The organism is Thiobacillus sp. 65-1402, assembly GCF_001897685.1.
Lineage (GTDB): Bacteria > Pseudomonadota > Gammaproteobacteria > Burkholderiales > Thiobacillaceae > Thiobacillus.
Genome location: NZ_MKUG01000152.1, coordinates 1 through 20,706, shown reverse-complemented (window position 1 = coordinate 20,706; position 20,706 = coordinate 1). Strand labels below are relative to the sequence as shown.

Sequence of the window (20,706 nt, the reverse complement as noted above, 5' to 3'; positions counted from 1 at the left end):
CTCGACGAGCCCACCAACGGCGTCGACCCGGTGTCGCGGCGCGATTTCTGGCGCATCCTCTACGCCATGCTGAAGGAAGGGGTGACGATCTTCGTTTCCACCGCCTACCTCGACGAAGCGGAGCGTTGCAGCCGCGTCGGCCTGATGCATCGCGGCCGCCTGATCCAGTGCGACACCCCGCAGAAACTGAAAGAAGGCCTCCCCGGCCAACTGCTGGAACTGGCAACCGCGCAGCCGCGCCTCGCGCGCGAGGCGCTTGCCGCGCAGCTGGGCGCCAATCGTGTCAGCCTGTTCGGCGGCATGCTGCATCTGTATGCCGAAGAGGCGGCGGAAGCGGAGCAGGCCCGGGCCATCCTGCAGCAGGCGGGCATCGCGGTGCTGGCGGAAAAAATCATCGCCCCGACGCTGGAAGACGTGTTCATCCATCGGGTGACGCGGGATGACGCCGAGGCGGCGGCATGAACACGGACCACGCCGTCGAAGTGCGCGACCTGACGCGGAGGTTCGGCGATTTCGTCGCCGTCGACCGCGTCTCGCTCAGCGTGGAAGCCGGCCAGGTGTTCGGCTTTCTCGGCCCCAACGGCGCGGGCAAGTCGACCACCATCCGCATGCTGTGCGGCCTGTTGCTGCCGAGTTCCGGCGCGGGCCGGGTGGCGGGTTTCGACATCATGACCGAGTCCGAGACCATCAAGCGCCACATCGGCTACATGTCGCAGAAATTTTCGCTCTACGACGACCTTTCGGTCGAGGAAAACATCGACTTCTTTGCCGGCATCTACAACGTGCCCCGGACCAGGCGCCGCGAACGCAAGGACTGGGTGCTGGACATGGCGGGCCTGGCGGACAAGCGCAACAGCCTGACCCGGTCGCTGGCCGGCGGCTGGAAACAGCGCCTGGCGCTGGGCTGTGCGGTGCTGCACGAGCCGCCGATCCTGTTCCTCGACGAGCCGACCTCGGGGGTCGATCCGCTGTCGCGCCGCCAGTTCTGGGATCTGATCGCGCAGATGGCGCAGCGCGGCACCACCGTGTTCGTCACCACCCATTACATGGAAGAGGCCGAATACTGCGACGAGCTGGTGCTGATCTCGCGCGGCCGGATGATCGCCAAGGGCAAGCCCGCCGAGCTCAAGAGCGTCATTCCCGAGGACATCCTGGAGATCCGGGTCGAGCACCCGTCCGAGGCGCTGGAGCAGCTGGAAGGCTCGGGGCTGGTGAAGGAGGTGGCGCTGTTCGGCGATACCCTGCACGCGGTGGTCGAGGATGCGGAGGCGGCAAGCGCGGCAGTGGGCGATTTCCTCGCCGGGCGCGGGCTGGCGACGACAGGAATCACGCAGGTCAGGCCCTCGATGGAGGATGTGTTCGTCTCGCTGGTCGAGCTCGAGGATCGCCGGAGCATGGAGGGCGCGCCGACATGAAGCCGCGCAGCTTTTCGTGGGTCCGGCTGTGGGCGCTGGTGAAGAAGGAGTTCCTCCACATCGTCCGCGATCCGCGCTCGCTGGCGATGGCCTTCCTGATGCCGCTGATCCTGCTGATCCTGTTCGGCTACGCCATCACCATGGACATCAAGACGCTCAACCTCGTCGTCTACGACCAGGACAAGAGTGCCGCCAGCCGCCATTATGCGGAAGGGTTTCCGGCCTCCGGCTACTTCAGCGCGGCCGCAGCGGCGGAAAGCTACGCCGACGTACGCGCCCTGCTCGATCGGGGCAAGGTCCACCTGGCGCTGGTGATCCCGCCGCATTTCGCGCGCGACCTGGAGCAGGGGCGCAGCGCCCGGGTGCAGGTGCTGGCCGACGGCTCGGACGCCAACACCGCGACCATTGCGCTGGGCTATGCCGAGGCGATCACCGGCCGCTTCAGCGCGGCACAACAGGGCAGCAAGGTCGAGCTTGCGGTGGATAACCGCCTGCGCGTCTGGTACAACCCCGAGCTGAAAAGCCGCTGGTTCATCGTCCCCGGCCTGATCGCGGTGATCATGACGGTGATCACCGCGCTCCTGACCTCGCTCACCGTTTCGCGCGAGTGGGAGAGCGGCACCATGGAACAGCTGATCGCCACGCCGGTGCAGCCGATCGAGCTGTTCCTCGGCAAGATGGCGCCGTATTTCGTGATCGGCGTTCTGGACGTGCTGTTCTCGGTGGCGATGGGGGTATGGGTGTTCGACGTGCCGCTCAGGGGCAGCTTCCTGTTCCTGCTCGGCGTCACCGCGATGTTCCTGGTGGGCGGGCTGAGCCTCGGCATCATGGTCTCCACCATCGCCAAGTCGCAGCTGGTGGCGAGCCAGCTGGCGATGGTGGTCACCTTCCTGCCGGCCTTCCTGCTCTCCGGCTTCCTCTATTCCATCGACAACATGCCGCGCTTTTTGCAGGCGGTCACCCACGTGGTGCAGGCGCGCTATTTCGTCGAGGTGCTGAAGAACATTTTTCTCAAGGCCAGCCCGCCTGCTTTCGTGGCGGGCGACCTGATCTTCCTGGGGCTGTTCGCGGTGGCGGTGTTTGCCGTCGCCCTCGGCAAGTTCCGCAAGAAACTGGCCTGACGGAGGCGGTATGTGGGAACGTATCTATCGCATGCTGGTGAAGGAGTTCATCCAGGTGCTGCGCGACCCGCGCATGAAGGCGCTGATTTTCGTCATGCCGGTGATCCAGCTGATTATGTTCGGCTACGCCGTGACCACCGACGTCGACCACATCAAGACCGCGGTGTGCGACCTCGACAAGAGCCCGCAGAGCCGTGCGCTGATCGAACGCTTCACCGCCTCCGGCTACTTCACCGTGGTGGACAGCACCGACCGGCCGGAACGGTTGGGCGAACTGCTCGACCGCGGCCAGGCCACCATCGGCATCCAGATCAACCGCGGCTTCGCCGACGACCTGAAATCCGGGCGGCAGGCGGCAATCCAGACCCTCGTCGACGGCACCGACTCCAACACCGGCACGGTGGCGATGGACTACGCCCAGCGCATCACCCGGGAATTTTCCCGGGCGCGCGTCGGGCCGGGCGAGCTTGACCAGCCGGCGCCGCCGCAGACCGAGCCGATCGAACTGCGCTCGCGCGCCTGGTTCAACCCCGACCTGAAAAGCCGCTATTTCAACGTCCCCGGCGTGATCGCCGTGGTGGTGCTGCTGATCTCGCTGCTGCTCACCGCCATGGCCATCGTGCGCGAGCGCGAGATCGGCACCATGGAGCAGCTGATGGTGACGCCGATCCGTTCCTTCGAGCTGATCCTCGGCAAGACCCTGCCCTTCGTGCTGATCAGCTTCATCGACGTGCTGGTGGTCACCGCGATCGGGGTCAGCTGGTTCAACGTGCCGATCCACGGCAGCCTGGCGCTGCTGCTGTTCGGCGCCGGCCTGTACCTGATGTCGACCATCGGCATCGGCCTGTTCATCTCCACCATCTCCCAGACCCAGCAGCAGGCGCTGATGTCGTCGTTTTTCTTCTACCTCCCCGCGGTGCTGCTGTCCGGCTTCATGTTCCCGATCTCGAACATGCCGGAGCCGGCGCAGTGGCTCACCTATCTCAACCCGCTGCGCTACTTCCTGGTCATCATCCGCGACATCTTCCTCAAGGGCAGCGGCTGGGACATCCTGTGGCCGCAGTTCGCCGCGCTGGCGGCGCTGGGCACGGCGCTTCTGACCATGAGTTCGCTGCGTTTCAAGAAAAGGATGGCCTGACATGCGCATCGCGTCTCGTCCGCTCCTGGCCTGCATGATGCTGTCCCTCGCGACCCCGCCATCTGTACGTGCCGCAGGGGATATGGTGCTGAGCAAGGTAATGGAGACGCAGGGGAGAAACATGCGGCTGATCGCAGGCGGGATCGCACGCGAGGACTATGGGGAGGTCGTGATGGGTGCCATGGCCGTGATCGACCCTTCCCACCCGCCCGCGACTTTGGCCGAGAAGTTCGAACTGATGCGTTTCCTTGGCGGAAAAATCGGCCGCTTCAGGGCGCTGGACAGGGATACGAAGGAACGGGCGGCGGCCCTGGTGGAGGCGGCCCGCACCCGGGACGGCGAGGCGACGATCGACGCCTTCCAGCGGCTCCAGACGAGCTGCCTTGCTTGCCATGCCGAATTCCGGAAGCCGTTCCGGGATCATTTCAACCGTGAGTAAGGAGAACCCCCATGCGCCGCTGCGACCGCACCCTGTCGACCCTGCTATTTGCCGGAATGCTGTCGTCGACAGCCGCTCCGAGCCTGGCCGTGCAGGACAGCCACCACCATCATGGCGAGGGCGCTCCGGCAGCGCTTTCGCTGCACGATGGCGCCAAGTGGAAGACCGACGAGACGCTGCGCCGGGGCATGGAGACCATCCGCAACCTGCTCCAGCCGCAATTGCCGGCAATCCACAATGACCGGCTGAAACCCAATCAATACGCGGGGCTTGCCAGCCAGATCGACGCCGAGATGGGGCGGATCGTGGCGGGCTGCAAACTGGACAAGGACGCCGACGCCATGCTGCACCTGGTGCTCGCCGAGATCAGCGCGGGCACCGAGGGGCTGGCCGGCAAGAACCGGCAGCTCGGGCGGCACGGCGGTGCAGTGAAAATCTACCGGGCGCTGGAAAATTATCCGGCCTATTTCGACCATCCCGGCTGGCGCGCGATCAGCCATCAGGAATAGCATGTCCGCCACAAGCACAGCAAATGCCGGATGGAACCGGTGCGGAGAACTGGAGAGTTCGCCATGGCACGCGGTCACGGGGCGATCCGGCAGCGCTTGCATTCCGCGCACGTGCAGGTGCCTGCTTGACGTTGCCCGATGGCGCACCCGGCGCAGGGCGGTGCAGATTCTGCAGGGAATGATTTTGCTGCGGTGATCTGAGCTGCGCGGTCAGCGGGGCGGCGATCGACAGTGCGGCCGGGGGGTAACGGACCCGATTCCGCGAGGAAGGCCGTTCTCGGGTTCTTCGGCTACGGGCGCTTGCGCGAGCAGGCCCTTTCAGGGAGAAAATTATGAGAACAGGATCTGAGTTGCCTGAAACCGACCCTGCGACGCCAGCCTGCAACGGGGGCCGGAGGTGCACGCTCCTTGTCGTCGACGACGACGCGGAGTTGCGGGATCTTCTGGTTCGCTATCTGCGGACGAACGGATTCGACGTGGCCGCAGTCCCCGACGGCCTCGCCATGGAAAAGCATCTGCGCAGCCATCCTGTCGACCTGGTCATCCTCGACCTCATGCTGCCCGGCAAGGATGGCCTCGCCATCGTGCGGGAACTCCGCAGCGAGGGCGACTTGCCGATCATCATGCTGACCGCCCGGGGGGACGAAATCGACCGCATCATCGGCCTCGAGGTCGGTGCGGACGATTATCTCGCCAAGCCTTTCAACGCGCGCGAGCTGCTGGCGCGCATACGTGCCGTGCTGCGCCGCAGAGCGGCGGCCGGCCGGCCGGGTACGCGCGCCGGGGAAGGGCAGACATATAACTTCGGGCCCTACCGGCTCGACGTGAAAGCGCACCGGCTGACCCGCGGCGAGACTGAGGTCTCCTTGACGGCCGCCGATTTCAAGCTGCTCTGCCTGTTCGCACGGCATCCCTACCAGTTGCTGAGCCGCGACGCGCTGATGGACATGCTCAAGGGCTACGAGCGCGCGCCCTTCGATCGCAGCATCGACGTGCGGGTCACCCGGCTGCGACGGAAGATCGAAGACCATCCTGCCGGCCAGGTGCTGATCCGGACCGTGCGGGGCGAGGGCTACATGTTCACCCCGGACGGGGAGCCAAGATGACGCGCATCCGCCTTCCCGTGACCATGTTCGGCAAGACCGTGCTTACCATTGCCGTGGCGCTGGTCCTGTTCCAGCTCTTCACCACCCTCGTCATCGCCTACTACCTGCTGATTCCCGTCGCGCGCCGCTCCGCCACCGACCTGGCGGACTTCATGCTGTTGTCCTCGCAGGTGTGGGTGAGCCTGCCGTCGAGCGAACGCGCCGGCTTCGAGGCGGCGCTGTACGAGGATACGGGCCTGACCCTGTCCCCCGCGGAAGACGCACTACCCGGGGAAACCGCCTATCTTCCCTATGCGCTGCTGCTCGACGAGGCGCTTGCGAAGCATACCCGGCATCCCACGCAGATCAGGGTGGAACGCAAGGACGGCACGGACATCTACCGGGTCGACTTCCACGCCGGGGGCCATCGCCTGCGGTTCGGCTTTCCCGGCCAGCGGATCAACATCCATGCGCCGCTGGCCATATTCCTGATCCTCCTTTCGGGCACGGTGCTCACACTGCTCACCACGCTGATACTGGTGCGGCGCTGGACCCAGCCGCTGTCCCAACTCACCGCCGCCGCCGACCGCATCGGCCGGGCGGGCGCCCCGGAGCCGCTCCCCGAGATCGGGCCGTGCGAGCTGGCCAACCTGGTGCGCACGTTCAACCGGATGGTGTACCAGGTCGAAACCCTGCTTGCGAACCACTCCATTCTCATCGCCGGAATCGCCCACGATCTGCGGACGCCCATCGCCCGCATGCGGCTGGCACTGGAGGTGCTCCCGCCCTCGGCCGACCCGGAACTGGCGGAACGCCTGCTGCGCGGCCTCGACAACATGTCGCGGCTCGTCGATCAGTCCCTGGAGTTCGGCCGTGGCGCCGCGCACGAGCCGAGCCAGGAAGTGGATGTCGCCGAAACGATCGAAGAGTTGGCCGAAGAGGCTCGCCGGGAGGGCGCGGATGTCCGCGTGCATGCCGACGCCGGGTGCGCCGCGACCGTTTCGCCGATGGCACTGCGGCGCATCCTGGCCAACCTGGTCGAAAATGCCGTGCGCTTCAGCGCGGGCAGGCGGATCGACATCGCATGCGCGCGCGACGGCGCCCGCATGACAATAAGCGTCGCCGACCGCGGCCCGGGGATTCCCGTGGACGAACTCGAGGCGGTGTTCGAGCCGTTCTACCGGGTGGACAAGTCGCGCAGCAGCGTCACGGGAGGCAGCGGGCTGGGCCTGGCGATCGCGCGGCAACTCGCGGACAGTCACCGCTGGTCGCTGACGCTGGCGTCGCGCGAGGGTGGCGGACTCGTTGCGAGCCTGACACTCCGGCCCCGCTGAAATGTCGTCTGGCCGCACTGGGCCGGGCACGACGGTGCCCGGCCAAAAAAACTGGCAACCGGAGGCTGCCAGCAACGCGCTGCTTGAGGAGAGGCATCAGGACGTCACGCGTTGCCGCATGACGCGCCTTGCTCCTTGAAGCCCAGCTTGCGCAGCGCGAAGCTCAGCGGGCATATTCCGGTAAAGCCGCTTTGTGCAAGGCTGAGGCCAAGGAAGCCCGCCACCCATCCCCATGCCGGGCTGGAGAAATGCATCAGGAGAACGCTGATGAATACCGCGAGTCCGACGACGACGTGCACGATTTGGTCGACTGACATGTTGCTGTCCTTTCGCATTCGCTAGTGAGTATGGCCTTCCGGCTGCGCGCCGCTGAAGGTCGGGAATCGGTCGGTGGCGTGCTGGCTGTGGCAACTCTGGCAGCTTTCGACGAGGCGCGAGTAATAGAAGCGCTGCAGTTCATAATCCTTGTGCTGCGCCGCCTGGGCCAGCTTCCCCGCCGTCTGGTGGAACTCGCCATCGAGCTTGAGAAATTCGGGGGAGGCAGCCTTCATCAGATCCTTCTTGTCCTGCTCGGTCAGGCTGCGTTCCAGGATGAAGCTGTCGTGGATTTGCTGTGCCTGGGTGGCGACCATCGAATGGTCGCCGGCGAGCAGGCCGTCGAGGATCATCTTCGCGGACTGCTTCACCGAGAGCATCTCCTCCGAAAGCATCTGCTTCAGGCGGGGCGTCAGTTTCGGGCCGATCGGCTCAGCGGCCGCGTGGACCGGCTGCGTGGCCGTTGCCATGAAGAAGGCCGCGCCTACGGCTGCGGCCGCGCTGCAAGCTGCCAGGCGTTTAATGTTGGTGGTTTTCATTTCTCACCTTTCTCGTTGGGTTAATCGTCCAGCTTGATCCTGATGGACAGGGCACCACGCAGGTCGCCGACCTTGTAGCCACGGGCGGCATCGTGCGGGTATTTCTCGGACAGCTTCTGCATCACACCGGACGGGACTTCCTTGTCGCCGTGGCAGGTCAGGCACACTGGCTCGATGCGGATGGCTTTCATGAAGCGCGCGTAGCGCACGCCACCTTCGTCGACCACTTCGTAGCGGCTGGCATCTTCCTTGCCGCCGGCGATTTCCTTCGCGAACGCCTTGAGGGTCTCGTGCTCGTAGGCATCCGGCATGGCGAGAGGGTTTCTGGCCTGGGTGGACACGCGCCGGATCGACCAGCCCGTCCGGGCTGCAGTCTCGGCGCCAAGCTGGGCGGCCTGCGCCGAGCAGGCGGTGATGCTGCCTTCGGGGCCGTTCGAGCCCATCTGTGCCATCAGTCCGGACTTGAGCTGTTTCGCATAGCCTCCGGCGACTGCCTTGACGCTGTCGACAGGCGGGGCTTCCGCGCTCCAGGCTGAGGTGTGGAGCATGACCGCGGCAAGTGCCGCCATTGCAATCGGTTTGATGATGATTCTCCTCAATCAGGTTTCGGGCTGCCGGGCCGCGGCCCGGCTTCGTGCTGCACGGCGTTCAATATTCCGTCTGGAAGTCGCGCACGATGTGCCAGTCCATCATGCCGTTGGCCAGATAGCTGGTCTTGTAGCCGGCCTTCGCCAGCGCGGTGGCCGGTGCCAGCCCCTGCGAGCCGAACATGTCGACGATGATGATTTCCTTGTCCTTCGGCAGCGTCTTCATCTTCGTGTCGAGTTCTTCCGGCCGGATGTGCTTGGAGCCGGGGATATGGCCCATGATGCGGTACGCGATGTCGCTCTGCACATCGAGGATCACCACGTTGCCATTCTTGGCCTTCCAGATGCCGTGCAGATCGGGCGTGCTGTAGAACTTCACTCCGGCCTCTTTCGCCTCTGCCTCGCCGCGACGCACGTTCTTCGGATCCGCCCAGTGGTTTTCCCAGCTGCGAATGTACTGCGCGATCGCCCAGATCTGGTCATCGGTGAGCTTGTCGCCGAAGGTCGGCATCACGATGGGGGCGCCGGGTTTTTGCGGCGGCCCGGCCTTGATGATCTCGAAGTGCTCGTGGTCGCTGTGCAGCGAGAGATAGGACTTCATCGCGATCGGCGGGAAGCGGCCCTGCCCGTCCACGCCGTGGCATGAGGCGCAGATGCCGTCGAACAGCCTCTTGCCGTCGCCCGCGCTTTTGCCGCTGATGCGCTTCACGCTTTCCGGAATGTAGAAGTCGTCCTTGTCCTTGGCGGCGATCGTGTCCGGCGGGGCGATCTGCTCATGGAAATCGTTGACCGCATACTCCATCAGGGCGAAGGTCGGATGCTTCTTCCAGTCCACGGCGTAGAGCGGCTGGTGGTGCTGCAGGTAGTGCTCCATGTCCTTGCGGGTGAGGGCCATCCTGTCGATGCGCGCCACCAGTTCCGGCTTGATGACGGACCTGATGCGCTCCATGTATGTCTTCTCGGCGCTGGGGTCATCGCCCGCCCTCACGAGATTGGGGTTGGGATCGTAGACGCGGCGCATCGGGCGCAGATAGAGGGCCAGACGGAAAACCTGCGACATCTCGAACGCGTCCCGCTCCTTTTCGAGCAGCAGCGCCGTTCCCAGGACAAGGTTCTCTGCCGGGGTGAGCGGTGCCGATTTGGAGGCGGGCGCGTTCGCGGCCAGCATCATCGGTTTCGATGCCGCGGACGGCGGGGTGCCCACGGACCAGGCCAGGGCGGGCAGCATGACTGCGGCGAGTGTTGTCAAAGCGAATTTCTTCATTATGTCTCCTTCGATTGCTGGGTTTGTGAGCCAGTTGCCTGGCCCGAATGCTTTCCGGGGAGCGGGGGGCGGTTGCTTCCCTGCGGAATCCGAAAAAACGATGCATGTTCAATAGCTGATCCTCGATCGTTCCTGGCCGGAAGGGGATCGCCGCCGCGGCCTAATTCTTGTTGAGCGCCTCCACGGCCTTGGTCGCGGCAACGTGGTCGGGGTTGAGGTTCTTCATGCCGCCCTTCGGGATCCTGACGCCGCTCGACATCATGAAACCCATCAGGTCGCCGCGGCGCAGCCGCTCCTCCTTGATCCTGTCGAGCAGCCCCTTGTCCAGTGCCGCCTCCACATCGAGCCTCGCGCGGCTGATGTCCCCCGGCCCGGCGCTGCCCTTGATCAGGTCGGCAAGTTTTTGCCAGCGTTGCGCGATATCGGCCCGGCGGCCCGGGGGGATCGTTTCGGGCTCGTTCTTGAGCGCCTGCATGACACCGAGCGCGAGCTGGGTGTGCGGACTCAGGGCGTCCTCGTAGCTGGTGTCCCACCCGGCATCCGGCACGGCCGGACCGATCTTGGGGCCCATGCAGCCGGCTGTCGCGAGGACAAACACGGCGGCCAGTGCCAGCGGAAGACTGGGTCTCCCCAGGGAAAGAAAGCTGCGATGCTTCATTTCGTTCTCCTCCGGATGCTCAGTCGTTGTAGGTGAATTGCAGGCTCAAGAGATTCGTCTCGAAGCTCACGGTCGTGGGAGGCCCCACACTCGCGGTCATTTCATTCTTGAAGCCGTGAATGAGCGACAAGGTGAGCGCCGAATGGTGGCTGACCTTGGCGGTCACGCCGGCGGACAGGTGGTGTTCGACGATCGCCGTGACGCCGGCATTGTTGTTGATGTCCTCCTCGGAGATCGGCGAGGCGCCGTAGTTGTAGCCGGCCATGATCGAGAGGCGATCCGACATGTCGTACTTGGCGCCCAGTGCGACCACCGTCTGGTCGTCCCAGCTGTAGGCGATCAGCTTGTTCTGCGCGGGGGCCGGGCCATACAGGGTGGCGGTGTCGCGCACATCGCTGTAGTTGAGCCACTTCAGGTCGGCCGACAACATCAGTTTGTCGGTCAGACGGTGGGAAAGCCCGATCGCGACGGTCTGGGGATCCTCGAAATTGAGCCGCCATTTGCCGTCATCCATGTTCCATACCAAGTCCTCGTTGTACGACTTGCTCGTATAGGAAAGGCCCACGCTGGTTCGGTCGCTGAGCTTGCGCATGGCGCCCAGCACGAACGAGACGCCGTAGGCGACGTCGTTCGGGAAGTTGTCGGAAATGACGGTGGGAGGCATTCCCGGAACGAGCGTCATGTTCTTCATCGACATCTGGTTGAGCGACAGGCTCAGGTTGGCGCCGATCGACAATCTGTCGTTGATCTTGTAGGCGGCGGCCGGGCCGATGCGCATCGACATCCGGTTGGCGACAATCGCCGCATTGGAGGTGCCCAGCCTGAACGCCGCCGACGGAAAATCCACGCCGCCGCCGGATATGGGGTAGGCGCCGATACCGATGACCAGGTCCGGCCCGAGCAGTTCGCTCTGGAATGCAAAGCCGCCGGTTGCCATGACGTACGCGTTGCTGTCGCTTTCGACGCCGTTCATGCTGCGGATCGGATTAAGCACCGACACCGTCATGTCGAAGCGCGTCGCCCGGTCGCCCAGTTTCAGGAATGCCAGGCCGGCCGGGTTGGTGAGGCTGGTGGTGACGTCGAGCGGCGCGGCGACGACCGCCCCTCCCACGGCATTGGCGATGGCGCTGTAGCCGACCATCTGATCGCCGTTGTTGGCGAAGGCCATGCCCGAAGCCAGAAAGCTTGTGCAGATTGCAGCAGTTCTGTAGTTCACTGGAAGGCTCCCCCTGTTGTTGTTGATCAGAGCAAGGGCGGGGTCCGTTTTCCCCCATCTCCTGCTGTTGCCGCCAATCTAGGGGGCGACGGTTTCCCGCTTATTTCCAGGTTGAAACAGTTCGGTTTCAGTTGGTTACCGGAAGCGGTCAAGAAAGGCAGTGCATTCCATTTTCCGGGCCTATGCAGCGTCGTGGACAAGCCATCCCATCGCTGATAAGTTAGCAATCAGTCGCTATCTTTATGGCCGATAAAGAAGGGAATCTCCATGTCAAAACAGCAACGAGGTTTCTGCGTTCGGGTGATTTCGCTGGCCGCTGTCGGCTTCGGCCTGCTGACGATCCGCGAGGGTGGGACGATCCTGTTCGGTGATGCGGCAGCACGCGCTGCCGCCGGCGCCTACGTACCCTTCGTGCTCTGGTTCAATTTCGCGGCGGGATTTGCCTATGTCGCTGCCGGTGCCGGCTTGTGGCTGCAGCAGCGCTGGGCGGTGCGGCTGGCCGCTGCCATTGCCCTGGCAACGGCGATCACGTTCGCGGCATTCGGCGCACATGTGGCGTCCGGCGGCGCCTACGAGCTTCGCACGGTGATCGCCATGAGCGTGCGGACGCTGGTGTGGGCAGCGATCGCGGCGATTGCCTGGCGCGGTCTGCCGCGCACGCATCGACACCATTCAGCGTGAAATGCCAAGGCTGTCCGATTCACTGGCGGCGCTTCCGGATCGGGCAATGAAAGGCTTTCCCGGCGCGCCAATGGCGGCATGGCACCCGCATCCGGAAATTTTGAAATCACGTGAAATATGCAACAAGGAAACCAGGCAATGAGCGAACGCAGACAACGGCTATCGGCGGAAGAGCGCCAGGAAGAAATCATCAAGGCCGCCGTGGAGCTTGCCGGCGAGCAGAGCGTGGACAAGGTGACGACGCAGGACATGGCCCGCGCCGTGGGCGTCACGCAGGGGGCGATTTTCCGTCACTTTCCCACCAAGGACATGATCTGGCTGGGGGTCATCCACTGGGTGCGCGGCCGCCTGATGGGGGTGCTGGATATGGCGGCCGACCAGGGCAGGGATCCGCTCGATTCGCTGGAGAAAATGTTTTATGCCCATCTGGGCTTCGTCGACAAGGTGCCGGCGATTCCGAAGCTGATATTCACCGACCAGCTGCTGAAGAAAAACCCCAGGATCAAGGAACTGATACGCAGTATTCTGGCGGACTACGAGGCCAGGGTGAGCGCTCTCCTGGCCCAGGCCAAGGCGCAGCATCTTGTCCGCCCCGACCTCGACGAGCATGGCGCCGCCGTCATGTTCACCGGCATCATCCAGGGCCTGGTGCTGCGCGTTTCCGTCATCGAAGCGCAAAAGTCGCTGACTTCAGAGGGAAAGCTGGTGTTTCCCATTTTTCTTCACGGTATCGGCGCCACGCGTGCGGGCGATGCGAATCCGGATTAAGGCGGAACATGGACGCGCGCGGGGCGGCAGACGGCGAGGTGTGCGGATCCGCGGGATTCCTGCAGCGCGGGAATCGGCGCGCAGCGGAAGGGAGCGGGTGTTGCGCCGGTGTAATATCGAGGCCTCTGCCTGACCCCGCGGGGCTGTTGCTGCGCGGCACTCCATCATGAAGCTGACTTTTCTCGGTGCGGCGCGCGAGGTGACCGGCTCCAGCTATCTGCTGGAAGCCGACGGCGTGCGCTTTCTGGTCGATTGCGGCATGTTCCAGGGAGGGCGCGAGACGCGCGAGAAAAACCGCCGCGCCTTCAATTTCGACCCGGCCACGATCGATTTCGTCATCCTCACCCACGCCCACATCGACCATTCGGGATTGCTGCCGCGGCTGGTCGCGCTCGGCTTCCGCGGCGCGATCCACGCCACCCGCGCCAGCTGCGACCTGCTCGCGGTGATGCTGCCCGATTCGGCGCACATCCAGGAAAAGGAGGCCGAGTACGCCAACCTCAACCGCTTCCGCCAGGGCATGGCCAAGCGCGATGCCGCGCGCGGACTGCCGCCGCGCGACACGGCTCCGCTGTACACGGTGGCGCAGGCGCAGGCCTCGCTGAAGCGCCTCAATGCGGTCGATTACGATCTGGAAATCGCACCGCACCCGCAGGTGCGCTGCACCTTCCGCGATGCCGGCCACATCCTCGGCTCGGCGATCGTCGAGGTGTGGGTGGGCGAAGGCGCGCGCCGCCGCAAGATCGTCTTCTCCGGTGACCTCGGACAGCCCGCGCGGCCGCTGCTGCGCGATCCCACGCCGATCTTCGAGGCCGATTACCTGCTGGTCGAGTCGACCTACGGCGACCGCGACCACAAGAGCATGGAAGCGACGCAGGACGAACTGGTGGAGGCGATCAACGACACCATCGAAAGAAAAGGCGGCAACGTCATCATTCCCGCTTTCGCGGTGGGGCGCACCCAGGACATGCTCTATCTGCTGGCCGACCTGACGCGGCAGGCGCGCATTCCCAAGCTTTCCGTGTTCGTCGATTCGCCGATGGCCACCGCCGCCACCGAGATCACCTTCAGGCACATGGAACTGCTCGATGCCGAAACCCATGCGCTGATGGGGCGGCACGGCGGCGCGGCGCATTTTCGCAAGCTCGAATTCGTCGAGGATGTGGAAGAGTCGAAGGCGCTCGACCGCATCGCGGGGGGCGCTGTCATCATCTCCGCCAGCGGCATGTGCGAGGCCGGCCGCATCAAGTTCCACCTGCGCGCCAACCTGCCGCGCCGCGATTCGACCATCCTCATCACCGGCTTCCAGGCCGCCGGCACCTTCGGCCGCCGCCTGGTCGACGGTGCCAAGCGGGTGCGCCTGCTGGGCGAGGACATTCCGGTGCGCGCCGACCTCTACACCCTGGGCGGGCTGTCGGCGCATGCCGACCGCAGCGCGCTGCTCGCCTGGCTCGGCCACTTTCGCAGCAGGCCGCGCCAGGTGTTCGTGGTGCACGGTGAAGACAGCGTGGCAACCGGTTTCGCCGCCGATTTGCAGAGGCAGTTCGGCTGGGACGCGCAGGCGCCGCTGCCGGGGCACAGCGTGGTTCTCGACTGAGCGCCGGGTGCGGACGAGACCGGCGAAACCTGCGTGCGGCGGAATTCCGCTGGCCTTGCTGTGCGCGGGCTTGCTGGGGAGCGCGCAGGCCGCTCCGATTGCCGAGTGGGAAGGATGCAGCGCGATTTCGGCGGATGCCGAGCGGCTGGCGTGTTACGACCGGCTGGCCGGACGGCCGCCGCCCGCGGCCGAACTGCACGCCACCCCGGAGCCTGTCGCGGCCCCCTCCGCGCCGCCGGAACCCCGGCTGCTTTCGGCGCTGTCGCGCCATTGGGAACTCGACGACGAAGCCAAGCGGGGCGCCTTCCTGTTCCGCCCGCATCGGCCCAATTATTTTTTGCCGCTCAAGGTCAGCAACTCGCCCAACAACGCCTCGTTCCCGGCAATGCCCGGGCAGACCGACATCAGGCCCGATCCCGTCGAGACCGAATTGCAGCTGAGTTTCAAGATCAAGGGCATGCAGGGCGTGTTCGGCCACGACAACGTCGACCTGTGGTTCGGCTACACCGCCACCTCGTTCTGGCAGGCCTACAACAGCAGCATGTCCTCGCCGTTCCGCGAGAACAATTACGAACCGGAGGCGATGCTGGTGTTCCGCACCGATTACGATCTGGCCGGTTTTCGCGGGCGCTTCCTCAACCTCGGGCTGGTGCATCAGTCGAACGGCCGCGGCGCGGCGCTGTCGCGCAGCTGGAACCGGGTGTATGCGCAGTTCGGATTCGAGCGCGGCAACCTGGCCTTGCTGGTCCGCCCCTGGTACCGGATTCCGGAACGCGACAGCGGCGACAATCCCGACATCGAGGACTACCTCGGGCACGGCGATCTGCTGGCGGTCTATAGCAAAGGGCGCAATACGTATTCGCTGCTGCTGCGCAGCAATTTCGGCACGCCGGACCATCGCGGCGCGCTGAAGCTGAACTGGAATTTCCCGCTGTACGGGCGTTTGAGAGGCTACGTGCAGTATTTCAACGGCTATGGCGAATCGCTGATCGATTACAACCACAGCCAGCAGTCGCTCGGCCTCGGCGTCAGCCTGACCGGCGGCATGTAGGCGCGCTCAGGGCGCCTTGGCCAGCGCCTGCTCCAGCAGCTGATGCACATACTTCGCCGGGATCGCGTAGCTGATCCCGCTCGGCGCCGTGAGCGCCGCCTCTTTCGCCCCCTTCACGTAGACCGAGTTGACCACGCCCAGCACCTCGCCGGTTTCCGGGTGCCACACCGGGCTGCCGCTGTTGCCGGGGTAGGCGATGGCGTCGAGCTCGAACACCTCGTAGGGCTGCTGCGCCTGTTTGAGCGCGCGCGCGTTCAGCTGCGAGGCGCTTTGCACCGGCGTGAAAATGGGAATGACGGCGGCCAGTCCGGCGCGGTGGGTGGAGGGGTTGAGCCCCAGCACCGAGCCGATCGGATAACCGGTGAAATACAGCTGCCAGCCTTCGCGCACGCTGTCCGAGTCGCCCAGCTTCAGCGCGGGCAGCGGATCGCCGGCAATTTTCAGCAGGGCCAGATCGCGCGCGCGGTCGGTGGCGATCAGCTGCGCAGTGCGCACCGCCATCTGCCGGTCGCGCCCGACGAAGATGGCATGGGTTTCCTGTTTCTCGCTGTCCAGCTGTCTGAGAAAGATGTGCGCGCACGACACCACGTAGCGCCCGTCGAGCACCGCAAAGCCGGTGCCCTGCAGGTTGGCGCGCGGGCTGCCGCTGGGATTGAAGGTGCCGACGCCGACCACGCCCGGCTTCACCGCGAGCAATGTGTCCGCCACGTCGGCGTGGGCGGGCAGCACGGCAAACAGGGCCAGCAATGCCCAACTGGTATGCCGCTTGCAGGCGAAGTGGCCAGTCAGCCGCTGGCGATGGCCTAGGAGCGTCGCGCAAATTCGATACAATCCGGGCGGCAGGAAAAACTTTCTATTCATAGGGGAATCCAAGCATGAGCGTCGTTGCGGTTGTCGGGCTGGGCTATGTGGGGCTGCCGCTGGCGGTGGAATTCGGCAAGAAGATGACCACCATCGGCTATGACCTCTCGGTTGAAAAAATCGAGCATTACCGTCGATTCTGCGACCCCACCGGCGAAGTGTCGACGGACGACCTCAAGGCCGCCACGCAATTGAAGGTGACCACCGACCCCGCCGACCTGGCGCAGGCCGACTTCATCGTCGTCGCGGTGCCGACCCCGGTCGACGCGGCGCACATCCCCGATTTCTCGCCGCTGGTCGGATCCTCCACCACGGTCGGCAAGCATATGAAAAAGGGCGCCACCGTCATCTATGAGTCCACAGTCTACCCCGGCGCCACCGAAGAGGTCTGCATCCCGATCCTGGAAAAGAACTCGGGCATGACATGGCGGCAGGATTTTCACGTCGGCTACTCGCCCGAGCGCGTCAATCCCGGCGACAAGGAACGCACCATCACCAGGATCGTGAAAGTGGTGTCCGGCGACGATGCCGCCACCCTGGACAAGGTCGCCGAACTGTACGGCAGCGTGATCACCGCCGGCGTGCATCGCGCGAGCAGCATCAAGGTGGCCGAGGCCGCCAAGGTGATCGAGAACACCCAGCGCGACCTCAACATCGCGCTGATGAACGAGCTCTCGCTGATCTTCCACCGCCTCGGCATCGACACCCTGGAAGTGCTGAAGGCGGCCGGCACCAAGTGGAACTTCCTGCCCTTCCGCCCCGGCCTGGTCGGCGGCCACTGCATCGGCGTCGATCCCTATTACCTCACCCACAAGGCCGACATGCTCGGCTACCACCCGCAGGTGATCCTCGCCGGGCGCCGCATCAACGACGGCATGGGCGCCTACGTGGCGCAGGAGACGGTGAAGAAGATGATCGCCAACGGGGTGCAGGTGAAGGGCGCCAGGGTCAACGTGCTCGGCCTCACCTTCAAGGAGAACTGCCCCGATCTGCGCAACTCCAAAGTGGTCGACGTCATCCGCGAGCTGCAGTCGTTCGGCTGCGACGTGCATGTGCACGACCCGCTCGGCGAAACCCGCGAAGCCGAGCACGAATACGGCATCAGCCTCACCGCGTGGGACGACCTCCCGCAATGCGATGCCATCGTCGCGGCCGTGTCGCATAGCGTCTACCTGGAAAAACCGTTCGCCGAACTGACGGCCAGGCTGAACAAGGGCGGCGCGTTCACCGACGTCAAGTCGGCCTACGACCCGGCTGCGGTGGAAGCCGCGGGCTTCGCGCTCTGGAGACTGTAATGGCCGCGTTCGACGCGCTGAAGACGCAGCTTCGCGCCGAGCCGAAAACCTGGCTCGTCACCGGCGCCGCCGGCTTCATCGGCAGCAATCTGGTCGAGGCCCTGCTGCTGCTCGACCAGCGCGTCGTCGGGCTGGACAACTTCGCCACCGGCCACGAAAAGAATCTGGCGCAGGTGCAGGCTGGCGTCGGCCCCGAACGCTGGGCGAATTTCAGCTTCCAGCGTGGCGACATCCGCGATCTCATCACCTGCCATACCGTCTGCAAGGGCGTCGACTACGTACTGCACCAGGCCGCGCTTGGCTCGGTGCCGCGCTCGCTGGAAGATCCGCTCGCCACCCATGCCGCCAACAACACCGGTTTCCTCAACATGCTGGTGGCGGCGCGCGACGCCCGGGTCAGGCGCTTCGTCTACGCGGCGTCCTCCTCCACCTACGGCGACCACCCCGGCCTGCCCAAGGTCGAGGACGTCATCGGCAAGCCGCTGTCGCCCTACGCGGTGACCAAGCTGGTGAACGAACTGTATGCCGACGTGTTCGGCCGCTGCTACGGCATGGAATCGATCGGCCTCAGGTACTTCAATATCTTCGGCCGGCGCCAGGATCCCGACGGCGCCTATGCCGCGGTGGTGCCGAAGTGGGTGGCGAGCATGATCCACAACGAGCCGGTGTACATCAACGGCGACGGCGAAACCAGCCGCGACTTCTGCTACATCGACAACGTCATCCAGGCCAACCTGCTCGCCGCCACCAGCACGCACGCGGACGCGGCCAACCAGGTCTACAACGTGGCCGTCGGCGACCGCACCACGCTGAATCAGCTGTTTGAAGCCATCCGCGCCCTGCTCGCGCCGAAATTTCCGCATCTGGCCGGATTCAAGCCGGTCTACCGCGATTTCCGCGCCGGCGACGTGCGCCATTCGCTCGCCGACATTTCCAAGGCGCGCGCGCGGCTCGGCTATGCGCCGACGCATCGCATCGGCGCAGGCTTGGCCGAGGCGATGGACTGGTATGTGCAGGATCTGGGATAGGCGTGCGAACGGCCGCAAGGCCGTTCAGCAGGTTGGCGCGCAGCGGTATTTCTACATCCGCATGTGCAGTTCGACCAGATCGATATAGCCGCAGGCCACGCGCGCGCCCGAATTGCCGGCGGGATCGGAGAAGTCGTCTTCCTTGGCATGGATGACGATGCTGCGCTCGCCGATCGAGCTTTTACCCATCAGGGTGATGGTCAGGCCGTGCGCCATCACGTCGACGTCGGCCACGCCCTCGGCATTGGCGACGATGTTGCCGAGGTCGCCCGGATGGTGTTCCTTGTCGGTGGGGGCACCGTGGCGGCCGCCGGTGGGGGCGAAATGGCCGCCCGCGCTCATGCCGTCGGGAGAGTCGCAATTACCGTTGGTGTGGATGTGGAAACCGTGCTTGCCGGGGGTCAGTCCGCTCACCCGCCCTTCGATGTGCACGCCCTTGCCGGGCATTTCGTGGAACGTGAGCTTGCCCTCGACAGCGCTGCCGGACTTGGCTTCCAGTTCCGCGATCGCGGTGAGGTTGCCGTGCGCATGCTGCGCCAGGGCATTCAACGGCACGGCCGGCATGGCCGCCGCCAGGACCAAGGTAGCGAGCCGGGCGATGCCGGACGCAGGCTTTTTAAGGTGATGCATTGTCTTCTCCCTTTGAATAATTGAGATGAATTCAAGAATACTCCGTCTGCAAACCGGGCGTATCTGCTCCCCCCCGTTACATTGCTACCATTCGGCATGAGCCGTATCTACGCCGTGTCCGGCTCGGCAAAGCAGGCCGCTCGGCGCCGGCCCGGAAGGGCCGGCGGGGATGAAATAAAAACCGCAGTCCTCTGGATAAATCCGCTCCGCCGCCGATTCCTCTAGCAGGGGCGGCAATGCGGTCCCCGCTTGTTCGCCGGGTTGTGGCCCGGTCTCGTATTTAAAACAAAAAACAGCATGTCGAATGTGAACCCAAAAATGACAAACCTTGACGACGACCTACCGGCGGGCGGCGATGTCAGGCAAAGCGCGCTGAATGTCCTGCTGCGGCGCATGCGCCACAAGAGCGACTTTCCGGCGCTGTCGGACTCGGTGGCGCGCATCCAGCGCGTGGCCAACTCCGAGGACGACAGCATCAGCGATCTCACACACGAGATCCTCAAGGATGTGGCGCTCACCAACAAGTTGCTGCGCCTGGTCAACAGCGTGCATTTCGCGCATGCGGGCCGGGGCACCATCAGTACCGTGTCGCGGGCCGTGAGCCTGGTGGGCTTCAACGCCGTGCGCAACATGGCACTCAGCCTGGTGCTGCTGGACCACATGCAGGACAAGGCCCATGCAAGCCAGATGCGCGAGGAGTTTTTGCGCGCCATGATGGCTGGCTCGGTGGCGGCGGAGCTGTGCGAGCCCGGGCAGGCGGCTGAAGAGGCCTTCATTGGCGCGATGTTCCAGAACCTGGGCCGCATGTTGTGCGAGTTCTACTTTCCGGATGAGGCGCGCCAGGTGCGCGCCCTGATGGAGACTGGCCGCGTGGAGGGGGGCGAAGAGTCGGCCGCGCTGCAGGTGCTGGGCCTGGGCTTCGAGGACCTGGGGGTGGGCGTGGCCCGCGTCTGGGGGTTGCCCGAGAGCCTGCAGCGCTGCATGCGCAAGCCCCTGGGCTCGCCCATGCAACGCGCGCCGGAGCAGGGGGTGGAGCGCCTGCGCTGGGTGGCGATGGCTGCCAATGAGGTGGCCAGCACCCTGCTGGCGAGCGATGCCGTGTCGCTGGAAGCCCGCCTGGGCCAGATCGGCACCCGCTATTCCCGCACCCTGGCGCTGTCTGCCGCAGCGATTTC

Annotated in this window: 22 protein-coding genes and 1 pseudogene; 15 read left to right on the top strand and 8 right to left on the bottom strand. The window is 64.9% G+C overall.

Going from position 1 to position 20,706, the window contains the following annotated elements:
* The 8 genes and pseudogenes from BGO62_RS11720 to BGO62_RS11685 form a co-directional block, all read left to right on the top strand.
* Nucleotides 1-462 (top strand): annotated as a pseudogene (locus BGO62_RS11720) (ABC transporter ATP-binding protein); the annotation flags it as partial.
* On the top strand, nt 459-1,415 hold the full coding sequence (locus BGO62_RS11715; RefSeq protein WP_296642629.1) for an ABC transporter ATP-binding protein: 957 nt from the start codon (nt 459-461) through the stop codon (nt 1,413-1,415). The pseudogene BGO62_RS11720 and the gene BGO62_RS11715, both read left to right, overlap by 4 nt.
* On the top strand, nt 1,412-2,536 hold the full coding sequence (locus BGO62_RS11710) for an ABC transporter permease (RefSeq protein ID WP_296642627.1): 1,125 nt from the start codon (nt 1,412-1,414) through the stop codon (nt 2,534-2,536). Before BGO62_RS11715 ends, BGO62_RS11710 begins: the two co-directional genes overlap by 4 nt.
* 10 nt (nt 2,537-2,546) lie before the next feature.
* Nucleotides 2,547-3,674 (top strand): ABC transporter permease, encoded by a 1,128-nt coding sequence (locus BGO62_RS11705; protein WP_296642626.1) that lies wholly within the window; start codon nt 2,547-2,549, stop codon nt 3,672-3,674.
* 1 nt (nt 3,675) lies between these two features.
* A complete protein-coding gene (locus BGO62_RS11700; protein WP_296642623.1) occupies nt 3,676-4,113 on the top strand; it encodes a cytochrome c in 438 nt (145 codons plus the stop codon).
* Between the two features lie 11 nt (nt 4,114-4,124).
* A complete protein-coding gene (locus BGO62_RS11695; protein ID WP_296642620.1) occupies nt 4,125-4,622 on the top strand; it encodes a hypothetical protein in 498 nt (165 codons plus the stop codon).
* Between the two features lie 350 nt (nt 4,623-4,972).
* Nucleotides 4,973-5,728: a response regulator gene (locus BGO62_RS11690; RefSeq protein ID WP_296642616.1), complete on the top strand. Its 756-nt coding sequence runs from the start codon at nt 4,973-4,975 to the stop codon at nt 5,726-5,728.
* On the top strand, nt 5,725-7,041 hold the full coding sequence (locus BGO62_RS11685) for an ATP-binding protein (protein WP_296642614.1): 1,317 nt from the start codon (nt 5,725-5,727) through the stop codon (nt 7,039-7,041). Before BGO62_RS11690 ends, BGO62_RS11685 begins: the two co-directional genes overlap by 4 nt.
* 104 nt (nt 7,042-7,145) lie before the next feature.
* Here BGO62_RS11685 and BGO62_RS11680 read toward each other — a convergent pair whose 3' ends face one another.
* The 6 genes from BGO62_RS11680 to BGO62_RS11655 all read right to left on the bottom strand — a co-directional run bounded on the left by BGO62_RS11680 (nt 7,146) and on the right by BGO62_RS11655 (nt 11,572).
* Entirely contained in the window at nt 7,146-7,358 is a 213-nt protein-coding gene (locus tag BGO62_RS11680; RefSeq protein WP_296642613.1) for a DUF2892 domain-containing protein, read from the bottom strand.
* Nucleotides 7,359-7,379: 21 nt separating this feature from the next.
* On the bottom strand, nt 7,380-7,895 hold the full coding sequence (locus BGO62_RS11675) for a hypothetical protein (RefSeq protein WP_296642610.1): 516 nt from the start codon (nt 7,893-7,895) through the stop codon (nt 7,380-7,382).
* 20 nt (nt 7,896-7,915) lie between these two features.
* Nucleotides 7,916-8,443, bottom strand: coding sequence for a DUF3365 domain-containing protein (locus tag BGO62_RS11670; protein WP_296642607.1), 528 nt, complete (start codon nt 8,441-8,443; stop codon nt 7,916-7,918).
* Between the two features lie 100 nt (nt 8,444-8,543).
* Nucleotides 8,544-9,746 (bottom strand): c-type cytochrome, encoded by a 1,203-nt coding sequence (locus tag BGO62_RS11665; protein ID WP_296642605.1) that lies wholly within the window; start codon nt 9,744-9,746, stop codon nt 8,544-8,546.
* A 160-nt stretch (nt 9,747-9,906) separates the two neighbouring features.
* Nucleotides 9,907-10,404: a hypothetical protein gene (locus BGO62_RS11660; RefSeq protein ID WP_296642602.1), complete on the bottom strand. Its 498-nt coding sequence runs from the start codon at nt 10,402-10,404 to the stop codon at nt 9,907-9,909.
* Nucleotides 10,405-10,423: 19 nt separating this feature from the next.
* Nucleotides 10,424-11,572, bottom strand: a complete 1,149-nt coding sequence (locus BGO62_RS11655) for an outer membrane protein transport protein (protein WP_296642599.1) — start codon at nt 11,570-11,572, stop codon at nt 10,424-10,426.
* A 315-nt stretch (nt 11,573-11,887) separates the two neighbouring features.
* Between BGO62_RS11655 and BGO62_RS11650 the strand changes: the two genes are divergently transcribed.
* From BGO62_RS11650 to BGO62_RS11635, 4 genes are all read left to right on the top strand, one after another.
* Nucleotides 11,888-12,301: a hypothetical protein gene (locus BGO62_RS11650; RefSeq protein WP_298636064.1), complete on the top strand. Its 414-nt coding sequence runs from the start codon at nt 11,888-11,890 to the stop codon at nt 12,299-12,301.
* 138 nt (nt 12,302-12,439) lie between these two features.
* On the top strand, nt 12,440-13,069 hold the full coding sequence (locus BGO62_RS11645; RefSeq protein WP_296642594.1) for a TetR/AcrR family transcriptional regulator: 630 nt from the start codon (nt 12,440-12,442) through the stop codon (nt 13,067-13,069).
* A gap of 166 nt (nt 13,070-13,235) precedes the next feature.
* Nucleotides 13,236-14,666 carry an MBL fold metallo-hydrolase gene (locus tag BGO62_RS11640; RefSeq protein ID WP_296642591.1) on the top strand — a complete coding sequence of 477 codons (1,431 nt, stop codon included), beginning with the start codon at nt 13,236-13,238 and terminating at the stop codon, nt 14,664-14,666.
* 7 nt (nt 14,667-14,673) lie between these two features.
* Nucleotides 14,674-15,717, top strand: a complete 1,044-nt coding sequence (locus BGO62_RS11635; protein WP_296642590.1) for a phospholipase A — start codon at nt 14,674-14,676, stop codon at nt 15,715-15,717.
* Between the two features lie 6 nt (nt 15,718-15,723).
* On the opposite strand, the gene BGO62_RS11630 is transcribed toward BGO62_RS11635, so the two are convergent.
* A complete protein-coding gene (locus tag BGO62_RS11630) occupies nt 15,724-16,578 on the bottom strand; it encodes a serine protease (protein WP_296642587.1) in 855 nt (284 codons plus the stop codon).
* A gap of 14 nt (nt 16,579-16,592) precedes the next feature.
* Here BGO62_RS11630 and BGO62_RS11625 point away from each other — a divergent pair, with 14 nt between their 5' ends.
* Nucleotides 16,593-17,873: a nucleotide sugar dehydrogenase gene (locus BGO62_RS11625; protein WP_296642585.1), complete on the top strand. Its 1,281-nt coding sequence runs from the start codon at nt 16,593-16,595 to the stop codon at nt 17,871-17,873.
* Nucleotides 17,873-18,901, top strand: coding sequence for an SDR family oxidoreductase (locus BGO62_RS11620; protein ID WP_296642583.1), 1,029 nt, complete (start codon nt 17,873-17,875; stop codon nt 18,899-18,901). Before BGO62_RS11625 ends, BGO62_RS11620 begins: the two co-directional genes overlap by 1 nt.
* 51 nt (nt 18,902-18,952) lie before the next feature.
* Here the strand turns inward: BGO62_RS11620 and BGO62_RS11615 are convergent, their stop codons facing one another.
* Nucleotides 18,953-19,531, bottom strand: coding sequence for a superoxide dismutase family protein (locus BGO62_RS11615; protein WP_296642580.1), 579 nt, complete (start codon nt 19,529-19,531; stop codon nt 18,953-18,955).
* Nucleotides 19,532-19,849: 318 nt separating this feature from the next.
* Here BGO62_RS11615 and BGO62_RS11610 point away from each other — a divergent pair.
* Nucleotides 19,850-20,706 (top strand): HDOD domain-containing protein (locus tag BGO62_RS11610; RefSeq protein ID WP_296642577.1); only part of this gene is annotated, 857 nt, incomplete at its 3' end.